The organism is Desulfonatronum lacustre DSM 10312 (assembly GCF_000519265.1).
Taxonomy (GTDB): Bacteria; Desulfobacterota; Desulfovibrionia; order Desulfovibrionales; family Desulfonatronaceae; genus Desulfonatronum; species Desulfonatronum lacustre.
On the sequence record NZ_KI912608.1, the window covers coordinates 386,920 to 407,403 of the forward strand.

The following is a 20,484-nucleotide window of genomic DNA, read 5'->3' on the forward strand; positions in this document are numbered from 1 at the left end:
GCGTCATCGAGCCGTGGTTGAAGGGTCGTGTCGGAGCCAACCCGACAAGAGCGCTCGCGGCAATGGGGAGGCTGAGGTTTTATTGACGGGGTCTGCAGGGGGTTGTACAGGTTTCCTGTACAACACAAACAGGAGGCCAGCCATGCTGCAAACCACCTACACCAATGCCAGGGCCAATTTCAGCACCCTCTGCGACGCGGTTGTCGATGACCGTGAAGTCGTCATCATTACCCGCCGCAATGAACAAAGTGTCGCCTTGGTCGCCGCGGACGAGTTGTCCAGCCTGATGGAAACAGCCCACTTGCTGCGTTCTCCCAAAAATGCCAGACGCTTGCTCACGGCTTTGAACCGCGCCTTGGAAGATGAAGGCGAGACCGGAACGCTCCAGCAACTGAAGGTCGAGGTCGGCCTTGCGGAGTAGGCCGCGCACCGCCGTATTCCAGCCGGAATTTCGGGAAGACCTGCGCCACTGGGTCAAAACGGAGCGCAAGACCGCCCTGCGCATCCTGGATCTCGTGGAAGTGATCCTCCGCGACCCGTTCCAAGGCATCGGAAAACCCGAACCCCTCAAACACCTCGCCCCCGGCATTTGGTCCCGACGCATCACCCAGGAACACCGCCTCGTTTATCTGGTCCGGGATGAACGGATCGATTTTCTCCAGGCCAGATATCATTACTGATTTCTTGTATAACCCCGCATCTCGCGCAGAAAGTTGTCGGGGTTGGATTCGATGGTGGCCAAGCTTCAATGAGGCCGGGGCAGAAATGCCCCGGAAAACGGTTCGTGTCTCGTGCCAGATTTTGCATAGCCTTGTAGAGTTGCGCCAGCGACGCTGATCTCGGACATCGTAGCAGACGGTGTACAGCCGTTCCATGTTCGGCCTTGGGTGATGGGATAGTTTGGATGATGCGGAATACGGTTTCTGTGTTGGCGCAGTCGGTGGCGTATGACTTGCCATCATCCGCGGCCAGTTGCAGTTGTACGTTTTTTCGTACAACTCGTGGTACCCCTCTTTGTTAAGATTCTGACCCCTGACCCTCTCCAACGCCTCCGGTTCATCCCCACGTGTGTGGGGAACGCGCCCTGAACAAATCGTCGATCTGCTCCGGGGTCGGTTCATCCCCACGTGTGTGGGGAACGCTGACCCTGGATGACGACCTCAAGGCCCAAGGGCGGTTCATCCCCACGTGTGTGGGGAACGCACCTACTGAATCAACTCCCACCTTGATAATGTCGGTTCATCCCCACGTGTGTGGGGAACGCGTTCATCAGGCGCGTTGTTTCGGCGATGATTTCGGTTCATCCCCACGTGTGTGGGGAACGCCCGCGTAGTTTGCGCCAGCGGCCATGACGGCGCGGTTCATCCCCACGTGTGTGGGGAACGCTCCACGACCTGCCCGTGTTCGTCCCTCTCGAACGGTTCATCCCCACGTGTGTGGGGAACGCTCCGGGCCGACCACGCGGACGGGAGTCAACGCCGGTTCATCCCCACGTGTGTGGGGAACGCAGCAGGATGCCGTCAATGGCGGCGTCACGGGTCGGTTCATCCCCACGTGTGTGGGGAACGCTCCACGACCTGCCCGTGTTCGTCCCGCTCGAACGGTTCATCCCCACGTGTGTGGGGAACGCGGAGTTGATGTGCAGGTTGATGTGCCGGGTGCCGGTTCATCCCCACGTGTGTGGGGAACGCCATATACATCTATAAGTTCATCTGCGCGCTTGAGGTTCATCCCCACGTGTGTGGGGAACGCTTTGGGCATGACAGCGCCTTTGGCCAGGAGCACGGTTCATCCCCACGTGTGTGGGGAACGCTCTCGATCAAGATGGAAACCCAACAGGGGGAACGGTTCATCCCCACGTGTGTGGGGAACGCTTGATGTCCACGGCCATGCCGGGCACGTACGCCGGTTCATCCCCACGTGTGTGGGGAACGCCATTGGCAACGCCGGAAGAGTGATTCCGACCCCGGTTCATCCCCACGTGTGTGGGGAACGCCGAAGACAGTAAAGTCGAGGCGACCGTGGGGTCGGTTCATCCCCACGTGTGTGGGGAACGCTACATTTCTAAATGCTCGGATATCAAGCAAGCCGGTTCATCCCCACGTGTGTGGGGAACGCGCGACGAAGGAGCAAGGAGCCCCGCCAGGGGCCGGTTCATCCCCACGTGTGTGGGGAACGCAAGGGCGTCTGGGTCGAATACTACACCGCCGACGGTTCATCCCCACGTGTGTGGGGAACGCGAGCCCAAGCTGCGACTGATTCAGGCCCCCAGCGGTTCATCCCCACGTGTGTGGGGAACGCTTCTCTTTTAATCTTTTGCAGAACTTCCATATCGGTTCATCCCCACGTGTGTGGGGAACGCATCAATGAGGGTTACTGGGGAATCCTCAGTAGCGGTTCATCCCCACGTGTGTGGGGAACGCCGAAACCACTTTGGCTTCTCTCACATGGCGGGCGGTTCATCCCCACGTGTGTGGGGAACGCTGGATGGTGCGACGCTCGAATCAGTTGACGTTCGGTTCATCCCCACGTGTGTGGGGAACGCTCCAGGTACACAGATTACACGGATTCGCTCGGCGGTTCATCCCCACGTGTGTGGGGAACGCCTTGCTGTACTTTGTTGATTTCCTAGGCGTTTTTTAAGGGGCAAAGTTGCACCGAATCAAAGTCAACATTGTCAGCTGCTTGCAATCTCATCCTGTTCGCTCCCCTCCTTCTCCTCGGGCAGGAAGGAAACCAGTTTGATTCCGTCCATTTCCACGGGGATACGTCGATTGGTTCCCAGGGTTTGGAAGTCGAAGCCGGATTCGGTGTTCGTGGTCCAGGCCATGACCGCGTTGCCCTGGTCGATTCCGTCTTTCACATTGGCCCAGATCATTTCCCTGACTCGTCGCGAGACCTTGCCCACATACACTCCGGCCCGAACCTCCAGCAACCACAAGGCCAGTCGTCCGCGCAACCTGGGCGGGGCGTTTTCAACCACGATGACCAGCATCGCCGATGTTCTCCTTGTTCGGGATGGCCGGGGCCACGGCCTCGGGGTGGGCTTCGGGCACGTTCAGGCCGCCGGCGGCCAGGATCTCCTCGATTGATGGGATGATCTTGCGCAGTAGGCGCGTCTGGCGGAACACTTCCCGGCAGGCCAAACGCACGTCGCGCTCCGGATCACGGGGTTTCTTGGCGGCGACTCGAAAAGCGACGGGGACCACGGTCTCGAACTTGAAGATGTCCGCGATGTCGTACACGAAGGATTGCGGCTTGCCGGTGTGGATGAAGCCGATGGCCGGGGCGTATCCCGCAGCAAGAATGGCCGCCTCGCTGATGCCGTACAGGCAGGCTGTGGCCGAACTCAGGCACCGGTTGGGAATATCGCCGCTGCCCCAGTTGGTGTGATCGTAGTTGCGCGTTTTCCAGGAAACGCCGTACTGCTTGGCCAGGAGTTCATACATCTTGCGTACGCGCACGCCTTCGATGCCGCGCAATTGATCCACGCTCCTTCTAGCCGGGGGTTCCTCTTTGAAGCGCATGGCGTACATCTTGCGCACCACCTTCAACCGGGCATCATCGTCCAGGGCCAACTTGGCCTGATAAAGCAACCGGTCCGCCCTGGCCCCGCCGGGCTGGCCCGCGGAATACAACCGGACACCGGAATCGCCGGTCCAGAGCAAGAGGCAGCCTACGCGCGAGGCCAGGGCCACGGCGGCATGGGAAACCCGGCTGCCCGGTTCGAGCATCAGGCAGGTCACGCCGCCCACGGGAATGTGGGTGCGCGCTCCGCGCTTATCCACCACCACGAACGCGCCGTCCAACACGTCCAGATTGCCTTTTTCCACAAACAGCACGGAAACCCGGTCCTTGATGGGAATGGGCTTGAGAGGAGGAAGGATCGGGCTCATGGTCAAGCGACTCCAGGTTTGAGGTAGGCTTGAAAAGGGACAAAGAAATCATCTGGTGCGCGGTGACCGGCAACGCCGGGTTGATCGTCTCCGGTGGGCCGCACCTGTTGAACTGTGTTCATGCACCTGTTCCCATCGTCTCCTCGGCGGTCCGGCTCCGGCGCTTCACGTATCAAGAACGCCTCCGCAGAGGATGATCCGTCGGCAGCATTTCCCGCATCTCGCGCAGGAAGTCGTCGGCGTCCTTTTTCGTGTGATACTGCTTGCGCGTTTTCTCCGTGAGGTGACGCTGGCCCTTGATCCCGCAGTTTTGCAGATGATCGGCCCACGCCCGCAACTGCCGGGAACAGCTCTCGGCCAGGGATTTCAAATTTGAGATTTGAGATTTGAAATGGGCGTAGCCCGGTCGGCGTTCCAGAAAGCAGAGCATGGACCGGACCTCCCCGGCGGACCCCCTGGCGATGTACAGAAAGGCCAGCAGTTCGTTGGTCGTGCCGCGCTCGAACCCTTCGGCGATATTGTTGGAAACCGACAAAGCCGCCCGCTCCAACTGATCCCGCAAACTGAAACTGCTCCGCCACTCTTTCGACTCGGTCATGTCGTACACGCCTTCAGCCAGCCGGATGGCCTCCTTCCAGACGGGAAGGTCTTCGAAACGGTTGAAGGTGGGCATGGGGGCTCCTGTATCATGGTCTGCGGACAAGCATCAGACCGCATCCCAGACCTTTAGCGCATCCCAACCCCTGTAACAGAGTAGTCTTCGCCTTTTGGGAATCAACAACATGTGCAAATCCTTTCAAATCAAGAACTGAAAGGGTAATCGGCCGCAGTCCGGGCTTTTTTCGGACTTGGTATCTCTGGTACGTATCAACCATCAACGTCTCTGTTTCAACTGCGAACCCTGTATCATTCTCTCTTGATTGCAACCATTCGCTTGCAGCGTCGTGCGCGACGACAGTTCGGATCGGCAAGTCCCAATCTTTCACTCCTTCATCAAGCAATCGCTTTCTGCGATCCTGAACGATGTCGTGACGGACCTGTCTGCCGTTGGCGTCTCTGGTCTTTCTGACGGCATTGAGACGGAGAGAAAAGAAAACCCTGTCCCCGGGTTTCAGTTTTGGGTCGTACTCTTTCAGTTCAATATCCCATATATTTTTTTTGTCCGCCGGTGACCTTTTCGAGATCACGATGAAGCGACCATTATCCAATGGTCGGTAGATGAAGTCCCGTTTCCTGTCCGGGTGGTCGGCAAAGAGATCCCACAAGGCCTGATGTTCCTCATACATTCCCAACCGCGCCGATTGATAAGGATCGAGTCGCAGTCTGCAGATATACATGCTCAACCTCCTTGATCCAACAACTTTTCGGATAGACTGATCATGACTTCCTGTCTGGTCGTGAACTGGCGTCGTCCATGGTGCAACGGCTGGTCCCTCGTGCTCATGACCTTGATCTGTCCTTTCATGCCCTCGTATGGCTCCGAGAAGAAATGAACAGCCCTCGGGGCAGTTGCGATCTCTCTGACTACAGCGTCCACTGGATACCGATCGAGAGCCTCGATTGGCCCATCGGCTTCCGCAAGCATGGGATTGAAAGGCAAAGCCGGGGGACAACTCTTTCGTCCAAGGTACGGCAGCAAGCGCGGACGAGTGAGACTTTCCTCAAGCATTTCCAGGGATAGTTCGTCCTCTTCCTTTTTCGACCAGAGGCAGACAATGAAAAGCGCATCCATAAGATACTCTCTTCTGGAGAGAATTGTGGTCAAGTCTTCGTCAGAACCGAGAAATGGTCCCAACTCGTCTTTCCTGCAAAAGAAAACCCGTTTCTTTTTTTCTCGGGAACTTTGCACCGTATGATAATCCGTCAAACGCATCCCCGGGGCGTCCACACGCACCATTATCCCTATGCTGTCAGCGAGTTTTTGAAGGCGTTCTTCTTCGTGGCGGCGGATACCCAAGCACGCCGAAATCAATCCAAGGAGGGCCGACCGCGTCGGGCGGCCCGATGTCGGCCGTATTTCTCCCACGGCCACGTCACCCCAGGACTGCAAGGGGCCATAGAGTTGGAATATGAGATATTTCGTCACGGCATTACTCCGCTACAAAGCCGCAGATTTCATCAAGCTTCCCTGTTCCCTGAGCGGCGTTGAAGGACTTGGATTCGCTGATGACTCCGTATACGTTTTCCATTTTGCTCTTGGTTTTTTCAATGCATGTTACCGCTTTCTCCAGCAAATCATCACCTGAAACAGGTTTGAGAAAGGCGACGGAAAGTGTGCGGGGCTGGGCGTCGCCCTTTTCCGCGAGGCAATAGGAAGCATAGGCCCGGGAGGCGAAGCTGTTCTGTTTCCCGCCGGGGCTGATGGTGCAGGCGGCACGGCAAAGGGCCTGCAAGGTGCGGGACGTCAAATCCTGATCGTCGCCGAGATTTTCCTTCAGCAGCTCACGATCCACGCACACATACAGATAGAACAGTCCAGCACCGAATTCGGCGATGCCCATATGCCCCGCGCCGGAGTCCTCGACATTGAGATCATCCACGGCGGTGAAGAAGTCGTCCTCGACCTCTGTCTTGTGAACCGTCATGGCATGAGCAACCTGAACGGCGGCCTCGATGTTGTAACGTCTGCTCGCGGCGAGCATACGGCCGAAAAGGGCGATGTCCGCGGCCTGGTTCTCCCTCCGCAAAAGCTCGAGTTGGCCGCCTTCGGGCACGGCGCCGTTCGTCCGGCACTCTTCGATCAGTCGCTCTATGCCCTTGATTTCGCTGGGACTGAAATGAGCCAATTGCTCGATTTCCAGGTCCAGGAGCGGATCCTTTTCAATCTCTTCTTTTTTCGTGGGAAGAGACTTGGTCTTGCCGAAAACTCCGGCAATAGCCTTCGCGATTTCTTTTGATTTATTATCAACATCCTTTGATGCGATTCCGGATATGGAGGTAACATCACGATCCTCGATCAAATCTGTCAGTTTTCTTCCGGATTCCAAACTGATGTAGACATACTTGCCCATCTCTTTGGTTCTGACGCCGATTTCTTTGCCAATGGCCTGCTGGAAGACATCGGAAGTACGCCAGGCTCTTTTCAAGCTTTGAGAGGAGACCCTCAGCCGTTGTGTATTGCCCATGATCACGGTCTTTGGTCGGCCAAGGTCGTCCCTGTTCAGATTGGAAGCCGGATAGCTGGTCAGAATATGCAGCTGAATGTACTTGCTCATTGTTCTCTCCTTTCCAAATGGATTAAGCTGAAGTGTAATATGTGGCTGCCCAGTTCTTCCTGGTTTTGTCGTTCCACCAGAATGCCCCCTGGACCAAGCTTTTTGGTTCGACCTTGCTTTCCAGGTATTTTGTGAGTCTGACGAGCATCGTAAACAGATCGTCTCTCTTTTCCACTGCCAAGAGTTTTCGAAACCGGACATCTCTAACATCTTGGCTGCCTTTGTCCGTGGTGGCGAGCTGTTTGGCGAAGTGCCCCTCCTGGAGCAGATTTTTGGCATGCGCCAGTACGCCGATGCCGACAGCCAACTGCTCCGCCTCCTTTTCACTCAGCAAGATTCCCTTGTGCAGCAGGCGCTGGCGGAAATCTCTCTGAAAAGCTGAAGAGACGTAGACTTCAAAGGGAGTTTTCGCCCTGCGCAGTTCAGCCCTGTTTCCTCGATTGGAGGCTAGGTCGTCGAACCACTCCAGAACTGTTTCCCAGAACACCTCGTTTTTAAGAAAGGTCCCGAATGATTTCATCTCTGAATCGACCTCCATTTTTCAGGGAGCTCGAGGATTTTCCGCAAGGCTGCCCCGTTGAAGTTTCTCATCCTGAATTGGGCGGCATGGATTCGCCGGGCGTGGTCCGGGTGGAACAAGGCGCTCTGGACTTCAGCTTGAAACAGCTTCTCACATGCCTGCTCCAAAACATGCGCCCACCTGAGCCTCAATTTCAAAAGATCTTCTTCAGACTCATGCTCGAGCACCGGAACCATCGTTCTGACGAGTTCGTAAAACGAGGCTTCCGTGTACCCCCAAAACATGCCCGAAGCGTTGGACAGTCTCGTCTGGTCGGCGCTCACGTCCCTGCGTTTGATTTCGTGAAATAGTCCTTCCTTCAAGCCGAACATCAGATTGCTCTTGACCTTGTCCGCCGCTTGGACAAGCTTTTCCACCCATTCCCGGAAGTCCTCGCGGTAATCGTCCGCGACTGCAACGAAGGGCAGTTCTCCTTCGCACCACTGGCGCGGCTTCATGTTGTCCATGTCAAAACCACTGGCCAGAATTCTAGCTGAGCCGTTGGGGCTACTCTTTCGTTGCCGGTGAATGCACAGTGCTGGCTTCACGGAGCCTCTGTCCTCATGGATATTACCATAAACCAGGCCTAGCCAGTTCACATATCCGGTGATGTTCGCAGCGCCCTTCACAGCAAGAGGGGGAACATCCCCGGCTTGGTAGCGATATGGCGTCAAGGGATGCGTCCATCCGTCACCGTAATTGTATCCATAGGGACGCTGGATATATTCTTTGACTACAGTGGTTCCCTGTAGAGAGCAGATCGAGCAGGTTTCCGGCGCGGACGTTTCTTCGGGCAGGAGCAATATCCGGCGGGGCATCCCCCAGTAGGCGTGAAGAAAGTGAACGTCCTGGGGCAGGATCTCACTCCCTTTTTTCTCGCTTGTCCGGGTTGGTGCGGCCCAAGGAAAAACACTGCCCGGTATTGTATGAGATGCGGGAAGGCTTTCCACACCTTTTTCGTTAAGCGGAAGGACGTTGAGCCAAATTTTCTCCCAGAGTGTTTCGCCCAAGGTGATGGTCGAAAGAGGCCCGCCGCCCCTGAGCGACGTCCTGTTGCCTTTTCCTCCCGAAGGGGCAAAGGCCTGCAATGTGAAAAGCCCCATGGCCGCGCAGGGAGGACAAAGGGCTTCCACACGCCCCCGCTTGACGAAAAAGTCGCTGTTCAATCGCAACGCATTGTCCCCTGGTGAATCGATGAGCAGGCCGGAAATGTGGTTGACGCTGCTGTCCGATGCCGAAAGCTCAAAGTCTTGCAAAAAGAGCGGCTTTTTCTCGAACAGGTTGAAGTAACTTTTGATCCGCTCCATTGCCTGCAGGAGTTCTTCCGGAGCAGGGGGTGAGACAAGCTTTTCCTTCCATTCCGTCGCATCCTTGGGAGGAAAAATCGTTTGGACCAATCCGATCAAAAACTCGAACATGGCGCTTCGAAAATCCATGCGTGGGAGACTCAAATCCACACAAGGCGGGTCACCGCCGGACACCTCCCATGGAGCAATCTTATCTGTACTCCCATCCACACGGCGTACGGATATCCAGCGCTCCTGAATGAGATTGAAATTCATCCATCCCCTCCTTTTGTTTTGTCATGTCGACAATTCAAATGATAGTCAGACCCGTCCTGGCATTGTATTTAACAAGCACTTCATGTCCTTTCATATTCACAGCCTTTCCCGTCCATTCTTCATTTTCCGACGGAAAGAGCGGCATGAGCACGCAGTACTTGCCTTGGTCCGGCATACTTTCCTTGAACTTTTCCAGCTCTTGCTTGAGAGACGAATCAGCGATCAAAGGTTCCTTGACCTTATGTGCGCTGACCGGAACCTCGGATCTGGCGCAGGCCGTCGCGGTCATCCTTCCCGGAACCCACAAGTTGATCTTGCCGTTTTGCACCGTGCAGAGGCGGAGGCGAATCGTGTCCTCTCCCAAACGCGTTGGAACCCGGACGTCTTCCTCCCAACGCATGTCGGATGCGTCAATCGAGTATCCCTGGTCGAGCTTGAGCGTGTTCAGGTAGGCCATTGTCTGCTTGGCCCGATCGTCGCCTTCGGCCTTTTGGTCGGCTTCGAGCAGGATTTCCGGAGCTTCCAAACCTCCATAAGCGTTTTCCATCAGATTCCGCGCCTTTTCGGGAAGCTCAATGCGGCCTTCCTGCTTGAGCAGATGGGCCGTGCGCCAGAGCACGGCTTGTCGGGGGTAGACCCAGACGGAATCGCCGAGAAGATTTGCATACCAGGTTCTTGAGACCGGTTCCGGTTCTGGAGAAAGAACAATCATAAGCGGTTTTTCGTAGCCGATCGGACGAGCAAATGGAAACACGAACCGGTGACAGCGTCCCGCCCGTTGAATCATCAAATCCATGGGAGCCAGATCGGAAAGGAGAATGTCCCAGTCCAAATTGAGCGATTGTTCCAGAACCTGGGTCCCGATCACAATTTTCCTCTTTCTAAGCTCAGGTGTGGAGTTCTTGCCGAAGAGTTCGAGCACGCGTTTTTCGATGTCCAATCGATCGGCCATAACAAATCGGGCATGGAAAAGAGTAACGTCTTCCTGTGGAATCCCCTCTGCCAGCAACCGTTCGTAGGCGGCGACGGCGTCGTTCACGGTGTTTCTGATCCAGCAGGAGCAAGCCCCAGCCGCATGCGCCTGGTGCAAGGCCTCGAACATGTCGTCCGGGTTGTCGGTCAGTTGGACCGCGACATTGATTTTCCGGGTCGATTCAAGAGGAACTTCCAGATATCCTTCATCCGAAATGCTGGTGGCCAATGGAAAGCTCTCGCTCTCCAGATCCGGGGCTTCGAGTCCCCGGCCGGCAAGATAGGACTGGACAAACTGTTTGCGAAGCGCCTTGGTCAGGGTGGCCGTGAGCAGGATGACGCTGGCGCCCATGGCTCCCAAAAAGGTAAGCAAGCTCTGGAGGATCTTGCCGGTATACTCATCATAGGCGTGAATTTCGTCCGCAATGAGCACTGTGCGGGAAAGGCCCAGCAGTCGCAGGCACTGGTGCCGTGCCGGAAGCACTCCAAGCAATGCCTGGTCCAGGGTGCCGGCCCCGCATGGCGCAAGCAGGGCCTTCTTGCGGTTGTCCGAAAGCCACCGACTGCATTCCGGCCCGCTCTCTTCTTCTTCCAAATGGGCCGATCCGGTCGAGGCGTTTTCCAGTTCAATGGACCCTAGAAATTCCTCATGGATTGCCCGCGCGCCGTGGGCAAGCACGAGAGACGGTCTGCCCCTTTCCGCGAAAAGCGCCCGATAGGTCTTGGCCATGCGTGAATACATGGCGTTGGCCGTGGCCATGGTCGGTAAGGCAAAGAAAAGCCCGCTAGCCTCTTCGGTGGACATGATTCGGTGGGCGCGGAGAAGGGCGGCCTCGGTTTTTCCGCTACCGGTCAAGTCCTCGAAGATATGCAACTGTGGCCCTGGATTGGGGAAAACATCCATGAGCGCGTAAGCTTGCAGCGAGGTCGGTTTTGCATCCGGAGGGAGGTTGGGGAGAAGGGTATGGAAGGTTCCCTGACGGCACGGCTCGGGGTGCAAAATGCCGCATTCCTCGACCGCCTTGTCCGCCTGGGCGAGAGCGGTCGGCCAATAGTCTTGTAACGGCACGGCCGTTGGCTCATAGCGAAACCACTTTTCGGAAGATCCGATCCAGTCTGCGAGTACGAGCAGGCCGGAGAACAGCCAGGACAATCGCCGAAACGATTCCTCATCGTCAAAGAGAAACGGCATGTCTTTCAGGAAAAGCCAAATCGCCTGATCCACAAAGGACGTGGCCGCATCCTCCGCGCCACGGAAATGGCGGCGATTTTTTCCAGGAGACGTCGGTTTGCCGTGGTGGCCGTAAGCCGCTTCGGCCAAGGCGTTCAAGGAGATGATCTGGCGACTGCGCAAGCAGAAAGGTTCATTTTCCAGCTTGGAGCGAATATGGGCGTTCCAGAACCAGGAACCCAGTTCTGTGTGGTGGACTTGAGCGGTCGTGCCCGTCATCTTCCTTCCCAGCAATGATACGAGATCAGGGAGTTTTTCCTGGAATGCGGGAGAGAATTTTCCCATGTCGTGAAGTACGGCAAAGAAGAGGAGAAGCGGGAGGATGTCCTGAATTGGTCGACCGGAAAGGCGAACGATGCGTTTTCTGATCTGTTCGTCCTTTTCGATCAAGACCTGTACAACCGCGGCGACATCCAGGCAGTGGTAGACGAGCAGATGATGTCTGCCTGTCTCTTTGCTCCATTTTCCCCAGAATGGATAAACTATATCATTCATTATCAAACTCTCTCGATCCGAAACTTTTTGCATTCTCTCTGAGAAACCCAATCCGCCGCTCCGGCTGCTCCTCGGTCTCCAGCAACTGCCGCAACGCTTCGAACACGACGCGGAACTGTTCGTCGTACTTGGCTTCCATGTCCTCGATTTTTCGGCGCAGGTCGTCGTGGGTGGCCAGCATTTGGCGGAGCTTGGTGAAGGCGCGCATGATCTGGATATTGACCTGGATGGCCCGTTTGCTGTTCAGGACCGAGGAAAGCATGGCCACGCCTTGCTCGGTGAAGGCCATCGGGAGGTAACGCGTACCGCCCCAACTTGAGGTGCCAAAATGGCACCTCAAGTTCGTGATTTCATCCGGTGTCATTTCGAACATGAAATCGTCCGGGAATCGATCAATGTTTCTACGCACTTGTCTTTTGAGAACTTTCGTTTCCACCCCGTACAATTCCGCCAAATCCCGATCCAACATAACCTTCACGCCGCGCAGCAAAAGAATCTTGCCGGTGATGGCTTCCAGGGGAACAAGGTCCGTCATGTTTTTCCTCCCTGACGTCATCTGGAGTTTCGATCCAGAGTGACCGTTACGAAGATTGTGATAACTCCACCCGCCCCCGTTCGTTTGGGAGCAACGGCCTTGTTCCATGATTGTTCCGGAGAAATCAAATTGTCTCGGCGGCCTGTGGTGATTGCCGGATTGGTCGGATCATGGACGTGATCCATACCTATCATGGCACAGGCTCAAAACCTGACCCAGTCAAAAATATTGTTTCGCCGCGGCCAGGATTCGTTCCCGCACGGCCAGGCGCAGTTCTTCCGGCTCCAGCACCTCGATGTCCGGGCCGTACTTGAGGATTTCCATGACCAGTTCGCGTTGGTCCCCGTAGGGTAGGCGCAGTTCGTAGGCCTCGCCGCACCATGCGCCGGACTGGTCCGGGTGCCAGACCTCGCTTTCCACCCAGCGGGCAGCCTGGCCGGTGAAGCGCAGGGTTGCGGTCCGGTCCGGATTGCGCAGGAAAATGCCGAAGGAGTCGTGCATCAGGGCGTCCAGGGTTTTGTTGTCCGGCATGTTGGCCTGTTCGGGCAGCACCTGGGCTTCGACGATCCGGTCCAGGGCGAAGGTGCGGCGGTCGTCGGCCTGGTCGCAGTGGGCGAGGAGGTACCAGGCGTCCCGGTAGCGGAGCAGGCGGAAGGGGTGGATGGTTCGTGGGCTTGGGGTCTGTTTGTCCGGTCCGTGATAGAGCAGCCGGATCTTGCGGGAGCCCAGCAGCCCGGCGGCCAGGGCTTCGAAGACCGGCGGATGGACCGGACGGGGGCGCATGGGATGCAGCAGAACGCGGTGGATCAAGTCGTCCACGTTGAGCCCCATGTCCTGCACGGCCAGGCGCAGGCGCTTCAGGAGATCTTGCAACGGCCGCTGGAGCAGGCCGGGTTGGGTGGACTCCAGGAACTGGATGGCCGCCAGCACGGCGTAAAGTTCGGACTCGTTGAACCAGAATCCGGGCAGCTCGAAGGCCCCGGCCGCCGGATCGTACCGATAGCCTCCGGCGTCGCGGTCAAAGACGATGGGCGCGCCCAGCATGTCGCGCATCTCGGCGATGATCCGTTTGACCGTGGCCTGGGAGCATTCCAGTTCGTCCTGGATGCGGGCGCGGGGAACGGGCTGGTTGTGGGTGTGAAAGAGCCGATGCAGGGCGTAGATGCGTTGGGCGCGGTTCATGCCTCCCTCCTGTGGAAGTCAGTGGTGGCTTGGCGCGCCGCGATCTTTGGTCCGGCGCGGGTCAGTGGTCGTGGGGCAGGGCGTGGGGGATCAGGGAGTGGGGTTTTTCCTGGCCGTGGGCGGTCATCAGGCTGTCGTCGGCCATGATGGTTCGGGCTGGTCCGTGGGTTACGATCCGGCCCCGGTCCAGGAGCACGACCCGAGTGCAGACTTCCAGGGTCAGTTCCAGGTCGTGGGATGCTATGAGCAGGGTCTGATCGGATTGCTTGAGCAGGCCGATCAGGCGGCGACGAGCCCGGATGTCCAGGCCGGCGCTGGGTTCGTCGTAGATGATCACCTTGGGGTGCATGGCCAGGGCTCCGGCTATGGCCACGATCCGTTTTTCGCCCTCGGAAAGGTGGTGGACCGGACGTTGGGCCAGGTCCTGGGCGCCTACGGTGACCAGGGCGGTCTGGACCCGCTCGGCCACCTGTTCCTGGGTTAATCCCATGTTGCGCGGCCCGAAAGCCACGTCCTCCCAGACCGACGGGCAGAAAAGCTGGTCGTCGGACTTCTGGAAGACCAGGGCGATTTCGGGATTGAAGCTCCCGCCGACCACTGGCCGGTCCTGGACCAGGACTTCGCCGGAGGTGGGCTTGAGGATGCCGCTGATGATCAAAAACAGCGTGGTTTTTCCCGCGCCGTTGGGGCCGATCAGGCCGAGGCGTTCGCCGGGGGCCACGTCCAGGCGCAGGTTTTGGAGCACGTCCGGCTTGTCCGGGTAGGAGAAGCACAGATCGTTGAGCCGGATGGCGGATGTCGGGGATGAGGTCACGGTGGGCGGGGTCACGAAAAGATGAGTGGGGTTAGCAGTGTGTTGAAAAAAGCCAGATTCTGCAGGCTGTTCAAAAAACCCGATGGCAAGGCGCAAAAAAAGCTCAAGGCCGAAGCGTATTTCGTCATACGTGAGGGTTTGAACTTTTTGCAGCAACGCAGCTAGCGGGGATTTTTCAACAGTCTGTTAGAGGGTCATGTCAAGCCAGATCAGAAGCCCGGTCGCTACGCAGACCGCGGCCAGGGCCAGGAGATCGGCCGGAGCGGCCTTGAATTCATCACGGGAGACGGGCTGGTGACCGTATCCGCGCAGGCGCATGGCATTGTACACGCCCTGGGAGCGTTCATATCCGCGCAGGATCAGGCTGCCCGTCAACCAGGCCAGGGTGGACAGGTTGCGCCAGGGCCATCTCTGCTCCACATGGCCGCGCAGACGCATGGAAATCCGCATCCGACGCAGATCCGCGGAGAGCACCTCCAGATAGCGGACCACCAGCAGGGCCATGTCGGCCATGACGTACGGCAGCCCCAGGGCCTGCATGGCTTTGATGGTTCTGAGCAGGGGCGTGGTGCCCAGCAAGACCGCCGCCAGGGTGACGATGCAGAAAAAGCGGGTGGCCACGAGCATCGCGGCCTGGAACCCTTCCCTGGTGACGGTCAGTCCGCCCCATTCCACGAGGGGGGTGAATCCGCTGATGAGCGGCAGCAGGATGATCAGGCACAGAATGACCAGCGAAGGGTAGCGCAGCCGCCGGAGCAGCAGGTCGAGGGGATAGCGGGACATGGCGACGACGGTCAGGGTCAGGGCGATCATCATCGGCAGGACGCGGAGATTGGAGACGAAGGAAAAGGTGAAGGCCAGCAGAAGCAGGCCGATCAGCTTCATCCGGGGGTCCCAACGATGCACGAAGGGCGACTCCGGAGAGATGGAAATGGTGTGGGCAATCATACGCCGTCCAGAATCATCGGGTGGACCCGCAACAGGAATCCGGCCAGCAGGCCGGTGAGCAGACCTTCCAGAACGGCCAGGGGAACGTGGGCCAGGCCCAGGGCCAGGATGGCCGAGCGTTCGGCCGCGGCGCTGAGATGGGCCGGAAGGCTGGTGAGCAGGATCAGGGCGAAAATCAGCACGGAGAGGGCAATGCCCGAAAAACCCGCCAGAAAGCCGAACACGGTGGTCCGCCTGGGAGACGCGGGGTGGATTGCTCCGCCGCGTGCGCGGAGGTGAAACACGCCGGCCGCGGCCAAGGCCGGCAGGCCGAGGATCACGCCGTTGACGCCCAGGGTGGTCAGCCCGCCGTGACCGAACATCACGGCTTGGAGGAACAGGCCGATCAGGATGGCCGGAAAGGCGAATACTCCCAACAGTGCGCCCAGCAACCCGTTGAGCACAAGATGGACGCTGGCCGGCGGGATGGGGATATGGATCAAGGAGGCCACGAAAAAAGCGGCCGTGAGCAGGGCGGCCTTGGGAATGTCGGCTCGGGGATCCTCGCGTTTGTTGATGGCCCGGATGCACAGCCAGCAGATGGAGATGGACGCGGCATAGCCGCCGAGGGTGACGGGCAGGGGCAGGATTCCGTCGGGGATGTGCATGCGCGGGGTCCTTTTTGGATCGTGAATCGTATCTACTCAGCACATTTTGTGTCCGCTCTTGCTCCGGCAATCGGGGTCGGCGCTTCGCTATCGGGATCGGAATCGGAACAGGAAGAATTGGAACGCTTCCCAGCGTTTTCGATTCCGATCCCGATTCCGACTCCGACCCCGGCAACAGCATTACTCTGTGCTGAGTAGTTACCGTGAATCAAAACCTCAATGACAGGAGGTGCCTACCAATTCTGAAATGTTTGTGTCAAGGGCGCTGAATGTGCCACTATTTCGTAAAAAATATATAGATGTGTTGTTTTTCCCGTGTTTCGGTTGTTTTGACATTCCGTTTGAATCGATTACAAAAGGAAGAGTTGCCGCAGACTGCACCGAGCAGGAGGCTTTTTTCACCTTCCAGCCCAGGAGGCCTGCATATGACCCATCCCAAGAACATCACCGACATCGCCGCGCTGTCCGGACTGTCCCCGGAAGAGCGGGAACGCCTGCGTCCGGTTATGGATACGTTCGATTTCCTGTCCAACGAATATTATTTGTCGCTCATTGACTGGACCGATCCGGATGACCCGATCCGCAAGGTCATTGTGCCCTGCGTCGAGGAACTGGAAGAGTGGGGGCACTTGGACCCGTCCAACGAGAGCAAGTACTCCGTGATGCAGGGCGTGCAGCACAAGTACGAGAGCACGGCGGTGTTTCTGGCCAGCGACGCCTGCGGCGGATACTGCCGGTTCTGTTTCCGCAAACGGCTGTTCATCCACCCGGAGCAGCGCGAATTCCTGACGGACGTGGACGCGGCCCTGGACTACGTGCGCGGCCATCCGGAAATCAACAACGTCCTAATCACCGGCGGGGACGGTCTGATGCTGCCTACGGCCCGGTTGGAGCGGATCGTCTCCGGGCTGCGGGGGATCGACCACGTCCGGATCATCCGCGTGGGCACCAAGCTGATGGCCTACAACCCGTACCGGGTGCTCAATGATCCGGAACTGATCCGACTCGTGGAGCGGTACAGCCTGCCGGATCGGCGGATGTACTTCATGCTCCATTTCAATCATCCCCGGGAGATCACCGAGCAAAGCATCGCCGCCTGCGACATGCTGCTCAGAGCCGGAGCCGTGCTCTGCAACCAGACCCCCATGCTGCGCGGGGTGAACGACACGCCGGAGGTCCTGGGCGAACTGTTCAACAAGCTCTCCTACATCGGCGTGCCGCCCTACTACGTGTTCCTGTGCCGGCCCACGGTGGGCAACCTGCCCTTTGCCGTGCCCGTGGAACAGGCGCATAACATTTTTCTGGGGGCCAAGAGCATGTGTTCGGGTCTGGCCAAACGGCCCCGGCTGACCATGTCCCACGCCACGGGCAAGATCGAGGTCCTGGCCTCCACCTCGGACCAGATGATCTTCCGCTACCACCGGGCCGCGACCCCGGAGCAGAGCGCGGAAGTGGTCATCTGCAAAAAGAACCCCGAAGCCTACTGGTTCGACGATTATCAGGAGATCATGGAAGTGGTCAGTTTGGGCGACGGGTAGTTTTCATTCGCAACAGAGGCAAGCAAAAAGCCGGGGCGCCGCGATGGAATATCGCGGCGCCCCGGCTTTTTTGGGGGGAGACACTTTGGGGAGCTTCAAAATACGGAGAAATACTTCATCCGTCGGCATCTCTTCAAGATTGTATCGGGCGGTTCACTTTCCAAAAAGCTCCGAGTGCGTACCAGCACGGACGAAAACGATGGAGTCGCCAGCAAGGCGGTAGATCAAGAGAAAATCGCCGCCTATATGGCATTCCCGATGATCACTCCAATTCCCTTTCAGTTGATGATCCTTCCATTCCGGGCCAAGCGGCACGTCATTGGCCACCAACTGAAGCATCACACCTTTGAGAAGGTTCATGTCATATCGGGCGCTGCGGGAAAGTCGTTCCCAGTCTTTCAAGAATTGCTTGGCGTAGTCCGTCGCGCGAGGCGGACGGGTTCGTTTACTTCCGGGCGCTTTTTTCGAGGTCATCCATCAACGCCTCGGGTGTGGTGAACCGCAAAGGCCGGGAAGCCATTATTTCACGCGCTTCCTCCATCGCAGCCTGCGTCTCGGCGTTTGGAACCTTGAGCTCCAGGGGGAAGGCCTGATCAGCAATGATGCGTTTCAAGAGAATCCGCACGGCGTCAGAAACCGTCAGCCCCATGGAACCCAAGGCCTGAACGGCTTGATCCTTCATTGCCGTATCGACGCGGACATGAAGCATGGATGTTTGCGGCATACTCAAAGTCTCCTTTCGATCCACAATGTATCTCTTTTGGTATACGGTCAAGTAGGGGCACGGCGCGCCGTGCCCCTACGCGAACAGAGGCGGGCTGGAGGGGATCAGAGAAAATAGTCGAAGTCGTGTTCGCGCTTCATGGTGCGTTTCAGGGTCAGGATGCGGGCCGGGAGGGTGTGGGGGTTGAGTTCCAGGGTGGGGTGCCGGTTTTGCCAGATGAAGCGTTCGCCGCTGAGTTCGTCCTTGAGCAGGAAGGGGCGGCCTTCGGTCAGGCCCAGCTCTTCCAGGGGCAGGTCCAGCTGGCCGGTTTGGGGCTGGAACGGGTCCAGGACCACCGCGATGAGCAGGGTGTCCGCTCCGTCGTCCGTGGTTTTGAGGTAGCAGATGATGTTGTCGTTGGTCACCGGGACGAAGCGCAGATTGTCCGTGCGGTGCAGGGCCGGGTGGTCGCGGCGGATCCGGTTGACCCGGGCGATCAGCTCCTTGAGGTTGCCCGGTTGGTCCCAATTCCAGCGGCGGCACTCGAATTTTTCCGAATCCAGGTATTCTTCCTTGCCGGGCAGGGCCTCGGCCACGCACAGTTCGAAGACCGGGCCGTAGATCCCGTAGCTGCTGGAGAGGGTCGCGGCCAGGATCAGGCGGATCATGAAGGCCGGTCGTCCGCCGTACTGGAGGTATTCCGGAAGAATGTCCGGAGTGTTGGGCCAGAAGTTGGGGCGGAAGCAGTCCCGCAGCTCGGTGCGGGTCAGTTCGGTCATGTATTCGGTCAGCTCGGCCTTTGTGTTGCGCCAGGTGAAGTAGGTGTAGGACTGGGAAAAGCCCAGCTTGCCCAGTCTGGCCATGATCTTGGGCCGGGTGAAGGCCTCGGCCAGGAAGATCACGTCCGGGTGGTCGGCGCGGATGGTCGAGATCAGCCAGTGCCAGAAGGCGAAGGGCTTGGTGTGCGGGTTGTCCACCCGGAAGATCAGGACGCCCTTGTCGATCCAGAACCGGACCACGTCCGCCAGTTCCCGCCACAGGGCCTCCCAATCCTTTGTTTCGAAGTGAAAGGGCAGCACGTCCTGGTATTTCTTGGGAGGATTCTCCGCGTACTGCACCGTGCCGTCGGGTCGCCACAGGAACCAGTCCGGATGCTCCCGGACATAAGGGTGGTCCGGGGCGCACTGAAAGGCCAGGTCCAGGGCGATTTCCAGACCGTGGGCCCGGGCCTGGGCCGTGAGTTCGGCGAAGTCGTCCCAGGAGCCCAGTTCCGGGTGCAGGGCCGTGTGCCCGCCTTCCTCCGCGCCGATGGCCCAGGGGGAGCCGGGTTCGTCGGGCTTGGCCGCCACCGCGTTGTTCCTGCCCTTGCGGTTGGCCCGGCCGATGGGATGGATGGGCGGAAAGTAGAGGACGTCGAAGCCCATCCGGGAAATCTCCGGCAGCAGGCGGATCACGTCGCGCAGGGTTCCGTGACGACCCGGCTCCGGTGACCAGGAACGGGGAAACAGTTCGTACCAGGTGCTGTACAAGGCACGTTTTCGTTCCACATGCAGACTGAGAACACGAGGATAGCGGGTGATCAGTTCCTGGTCCGGAAGGGCGTGGACGGCTTGGAGCAGGGCGGGGTTTTCCAGTTGGGCCAGGGCGGCTGGTGGGTGGGCTTGGGTGGAAATCAGCGCTTCCCCTGCCTTGCGCAGGAGGTCTTCCAGGTCCGGGCGTCCGGCTTCCCTGGCCCGAGCGGCGATGGCCCGCAACAGGGCCGCGACGGAGAGCAGGTCCACGGAAATGTCCTGGCCCGCGTCCAGCTTTCTGTGCATGCCGTGGAGCAGGGTGCCGTAGTGGTCGACCCAGGCTTCCAAGGCGTATTCGTACTCCCCGGTGCGCTCCGGCGTGACCCGGGCTTCCCAGAGGTCGTTGGGCAGGGGGCGCATGGGGTGGAGGGTCCACTGATCCGTCTCGTTCGCCTGATCCGCCTGATCGGCCTGATCTGTCTGTCCCGCCTGACCCGTGCCGCGAGGGCGGAAGAGCAGCCGGGCCTGGATCTGGTCGTGGCCGTCGGTGAAGATGTCGGCCCGGACCACGAACTCTTCGCCGACAACCCGTTTGGCGGCGAAATGTCCGTCTTCGATCTCCGGACGGACCTGCTCAATGATCACGCGGTGGCGTCCGCTGGATGGGTGCATGGCG

Annotated in this window: 21 protein-coding genes and 1 CRISPR repeat array; of the genes, 4 read left to right on the forward strand and 17 right to left on the reverse strand. The window is 58.5% G+C overall.

Annotated features, from left to right (window positions below; translation table 11 throughout):
• Positions 1 to 142 precede the first annotated feature (142 nt).
• Both DESLA_RS0101755 and DESLA_RS0101760 read left to right on the forward strand, forming a co-directional pair.
• The gene (locus tag DESLA_RS0101755; protein WP_028571147.1) at positions 143 to 421 is read left to right on the forward strand and encodes a type II toxin-antitoxin system Phd/YefM family antitoxin; all 279 of its coding nucleotides are present in this window, start codon (positions 143 to 145) and stop codon (positions 419 to 421) included.
• Positions 411 to 680, forward strand: a complete 270-nt coding sequence (locus DESLA_RS0101760; RefSeq protein WP_028571148.1) for a Txe/YoeB family addiction module toxin — start codon at positions 411 to 413, stop codon at positions 678 to 680. The genes DESLA_RS0101755 and DESLA_RS0101760 overlap by 11 nt, the downstream gene beginning before the upstream one ends.
• Positions 681 to 1,052: 372 nt before the next feature.
• A CRISPR array of direct repeats spans positions 1,053 to 2,606; the repeat unit is 29 nt; unit sequence CGGTTCATCCCCACGTGTGTGGGGAACGC.
• 71 nt (positions 2,607 to 2,677) lie between these two features.
• On the opposite strand, the gene cas2e is transcribed toward DESLA_RS0101760, so the two are convergent.
• On the reverse strand, positions 2,678 to 2,995 hold the full coding sequence (gene cas2e, locus DESLA_RS0101765) for a type I-E CRISPR-associated endoribonuclease Cas2e (RefSeq protein WP_028571149.1): 318 nt from the start codon (positions 2,993 to 2,995) through the stop codon (positions 2,678 to 2,680).
• Positions 2,976 to 3,896, reverse strand: coding sequence for a type I-E CRISPR-associated endonuclease Cas1e (gene cas1e, locus DESLA_RS0101770; protein WP_028571150.1), 921 nt, complete (start codon positions 3,894 to 3,896; stop codon positions 2,976 to 2,978). Before cas1e ends, cas2e begins: the two co-directional genes overlap by 20 nt.
• Before the next feature lie 29 nt (positions 3,897 to 3,925).
• Between cas1e and DESLA_RS22680 the strand changes: the two genes are divergently transcribed.
• Positions 3,926 to 4,093, forward strand: coding sequence for a hypothetical protein (locus tag DESLA_RS22680; protein WP_156932833.1), 168 nt, complete (start codon positions 3,926 to 3,928; stop codon positions 4,091 to 4,093).
• Here the strand turns inward: DESLA_RS22680 and DESLA_RS22145 are convergent.
• The 12 genes from DESLA_RS22145 to cbiM all read right to left on the reverse strand — a co-directional run bounded on the left by DESLA_RS22145 (position 4,069) and on the right by cbiM (position 16,056).
• Positions 4,069 to 4,569 (reverse strand): four helix bundle protein, encoded by a 501-nt coding sequence (locus DESLA_RS22145; RefSeq protein ID WP_084031810.1) that lies wholly within the window; start codon positions 4,567 to 4,569, stop codon positions 4,069 to 4,071. The genes DESLA_RS22680 and DESLA_RS22145 overlap by 25 nt on opposite strands.
• A gap of 13 nt (positions 4,570 to 4,582) precedes the next feature.
• Positions 4,583 to 5,233, reverse strand: a complete 651-nt coding sequence (gene cas6e / locus DESLA_RS0101780; protein WP_028571151.1) for a type I-E CRISPR-associated protein Cas6/Cse3/CasE — start codon at positions 5,231 to 5,233, stop codon at positions 4,583 to 4,585.
• Positions 5,234 to 5,235: 2 nt separating this feature from the next.
• Positions 5,236 to 5,982: a type I-E CRISPR-associated protein Cas5/CasD gene (cas5e, locus tag DESLA_RS0101785; protein WP_028571152.1), complete on the reverse strand. Its 747-nt coding sequence runs from the start codon at positions 5,980 to 5,982 to the stop codon at positions 5,236 to 5,238.
• 4 nt (positions 5,983 to 5,986) lie between these two features.
• Complete coding sequence (cas7e, locus tag DESLA_RS0101790; RefSeq protein WP_028571153.1) at positions 5,987 to 7,111, reverse strand: type I-E CRISPR-associated protein Cas7/Cse4/CasC; 1,125 nt, start codon at positions 7,109 to 7,111, stop codon at positions 5,987 to 5,989.
• 22 nt (positions 7,112 to 7,133) lie between these two features.
• Complete coding sequence (casB, locus tag DESLA_RS0101795; protein ID WP_028571154.1) at positions 7,134 to 7,631, reverse strand: type I-E CRISPR-associated protein Cse2/CasB; 498 nt, start codon at positions 7,629 to 7,631, stop codon at positions 7,134 to 7,136.
• Positions 7,628 to 9,232, reverse strand: a complete 1,605-nt coding sequence (gene casA, locus DESLA_RS18120; RefSeq protein ID WP_051434285.1) for a type I-E CRISPR-associated protein Cse1/CasA — start codon at positions 9,230 to 9,232, stop codon at positions 7,628 to 7,630. The genes casB and casA overlap by 4 nt, the downstream gene beginning before the upstream one ends.
• A gap of 34 nt (positions 9,233 to 9,266) precedes the next feature.
• Positions 9,267 to 11,963 carry a CRISPR-associated helicase/endonuclease Cas3 gene (locus DESLA_RS0101805; RefSeq protein WP_084031812.1) on the reverse strand — a complete coding sequence of 899 codons (2,697 nt, stop codon included), beginning with the start codon at positions 11,961 to 11,963 and terminating at the stop codon, positions 9,267 to 9,269.
• Entirely contained in the window at positions 11,923 to 12,573 is a 651-nt protein-coding gene (locus DESLA_RS0101810) for an ORF6N domain-containing protein (RefSeq protein ID WP_245589984.1), read from the reverse strand. The genes DESLA_RS0101805 and DESLA_RS0101810 overlap by 41 nt, the downstream gene beginning before the upstream one ends.
• 111 nt (positions 12,574 to 12,684) lie before the next feature.
• Complete coding sequence (locus DESLA_RS0101815) at positions 12,685 to 13,647, reverse strand: helix-turn-helix transcriptional regulator (protein ID WP_028571157.1); 963 nt, start codon at positions 13,645 to 13,647, stop codon at positions 12,685 to 12,687.
• A 61-nt stretch (positions 13,648 to 13,708) separates the two neighbouring features.
• Positions 13,709 to 14,476 carry an energy-coupling factor ABC transporter ATP-binding protein gene (locus DESLA_RS0101820; protein WP_028571158.1) on the reverse strand — a complete coding sequence of 256 codons (768 nt, stop codon included), beginning with the start codon at positions 14,474 to 14,476 and terminating at the stop codon, positions 13,709 to 13,711.
• 171 nt (positions 14,477 to 14,647) lie between these two features.
• Entirely contained in the window at positions 14,648 to 15,409 is a 762-nt protein-coding gene (cbiQ, locus tag DESLA_RS0101825; RefSeq protein WP_035261211.1) for a cobalt ECF transporter T component CbiQ, read from the reverse strand.
• A complete protein-coding gene (cbiM, locus tag DESLA_RS0101830; protein WP_028571160.1) occupies positions 15,406 to 16,056 on the reverse strand; it encodes a cobalt transporter CbiM in 651 nt (216 codons plus the stop codon). The genes cbiQ and cbiM overlap by 4 nt, the downstream gene beginning before the upstream one ends.
• Before the next feature lie 425 nt (positions 16,057 to 16,481).
• Between cbiM and DESLA_RS0101835 the strand changes: the two genes are divergently transcribed.
• On the forward strand, positions 16,482 to 17,594 hold the full coding sequence (locus tag DESLA_RS0101835) for a KamA family radical SAM protein (protein ID WP_051434286.1): 1,113 nt from the start codon (positions 16,482 to 16,484) through the stop codon (positions 17,592 to 17,594).
• A 153-nt stretch (positions 17,595 to 17,747) separates the two neighbouring features.
• Here the strand turns inward: DESLA_RS0101835 and DESLA_RS18125 are convergent, their stop codons facing one another.
• The 3 genes from DESLA_RS18125 to DESLA_RS23525 all read right to left on the reverse strand — a co-directional run bounded on the left by DESLA_RS18125 (position 17,748) and on the right by DESLA_RS23525 (position 20,480).
• A complete protein-coding gene (locus DESLA_RS18125) occupies positions 17,748 to 18,068 on the reverse strand; it encodes a type II toxin-antitoxin system YafQ family toxin (protein ID WP_035261213.1) in 321 nt (106 codons plus the stop codon).
• Complete coding sequence (locus DESLA_RS0101845) at positions 18,040 to 18,318, reverse strand: type II toxin-antitoxin system RelB/DinJ family antitoxin (protein ID WP_028571163.1); 279 nt, start codon at positions 18,316 to 18,318, stop codon at positions 18,040 to 18,042. Before DESLA_RS0101845 ends, DESLA_RS18125 begins: the two co-directional genes overlap by 29 nt.
• 104 nt (positions 18,319 to 18,422) lie before the next feature.
• The gene (locus tag DESLA_RS23525; RefSeq protein ID WP_028571164.1) at positions 18,423 to 20,480 is read right to left on the reverse strand and encodes an alpha-1,4-glucan--maltose-1-phosphate maltosyltransferase; all 2,058 of its coding nucleotides are present in this window, start codon (positions 20,478 to 20,480) and stop codon (positions 18,423 to 18,425) included.
• Positions 20,481 to 20,484: the final 4 nt, after the last annotated feature.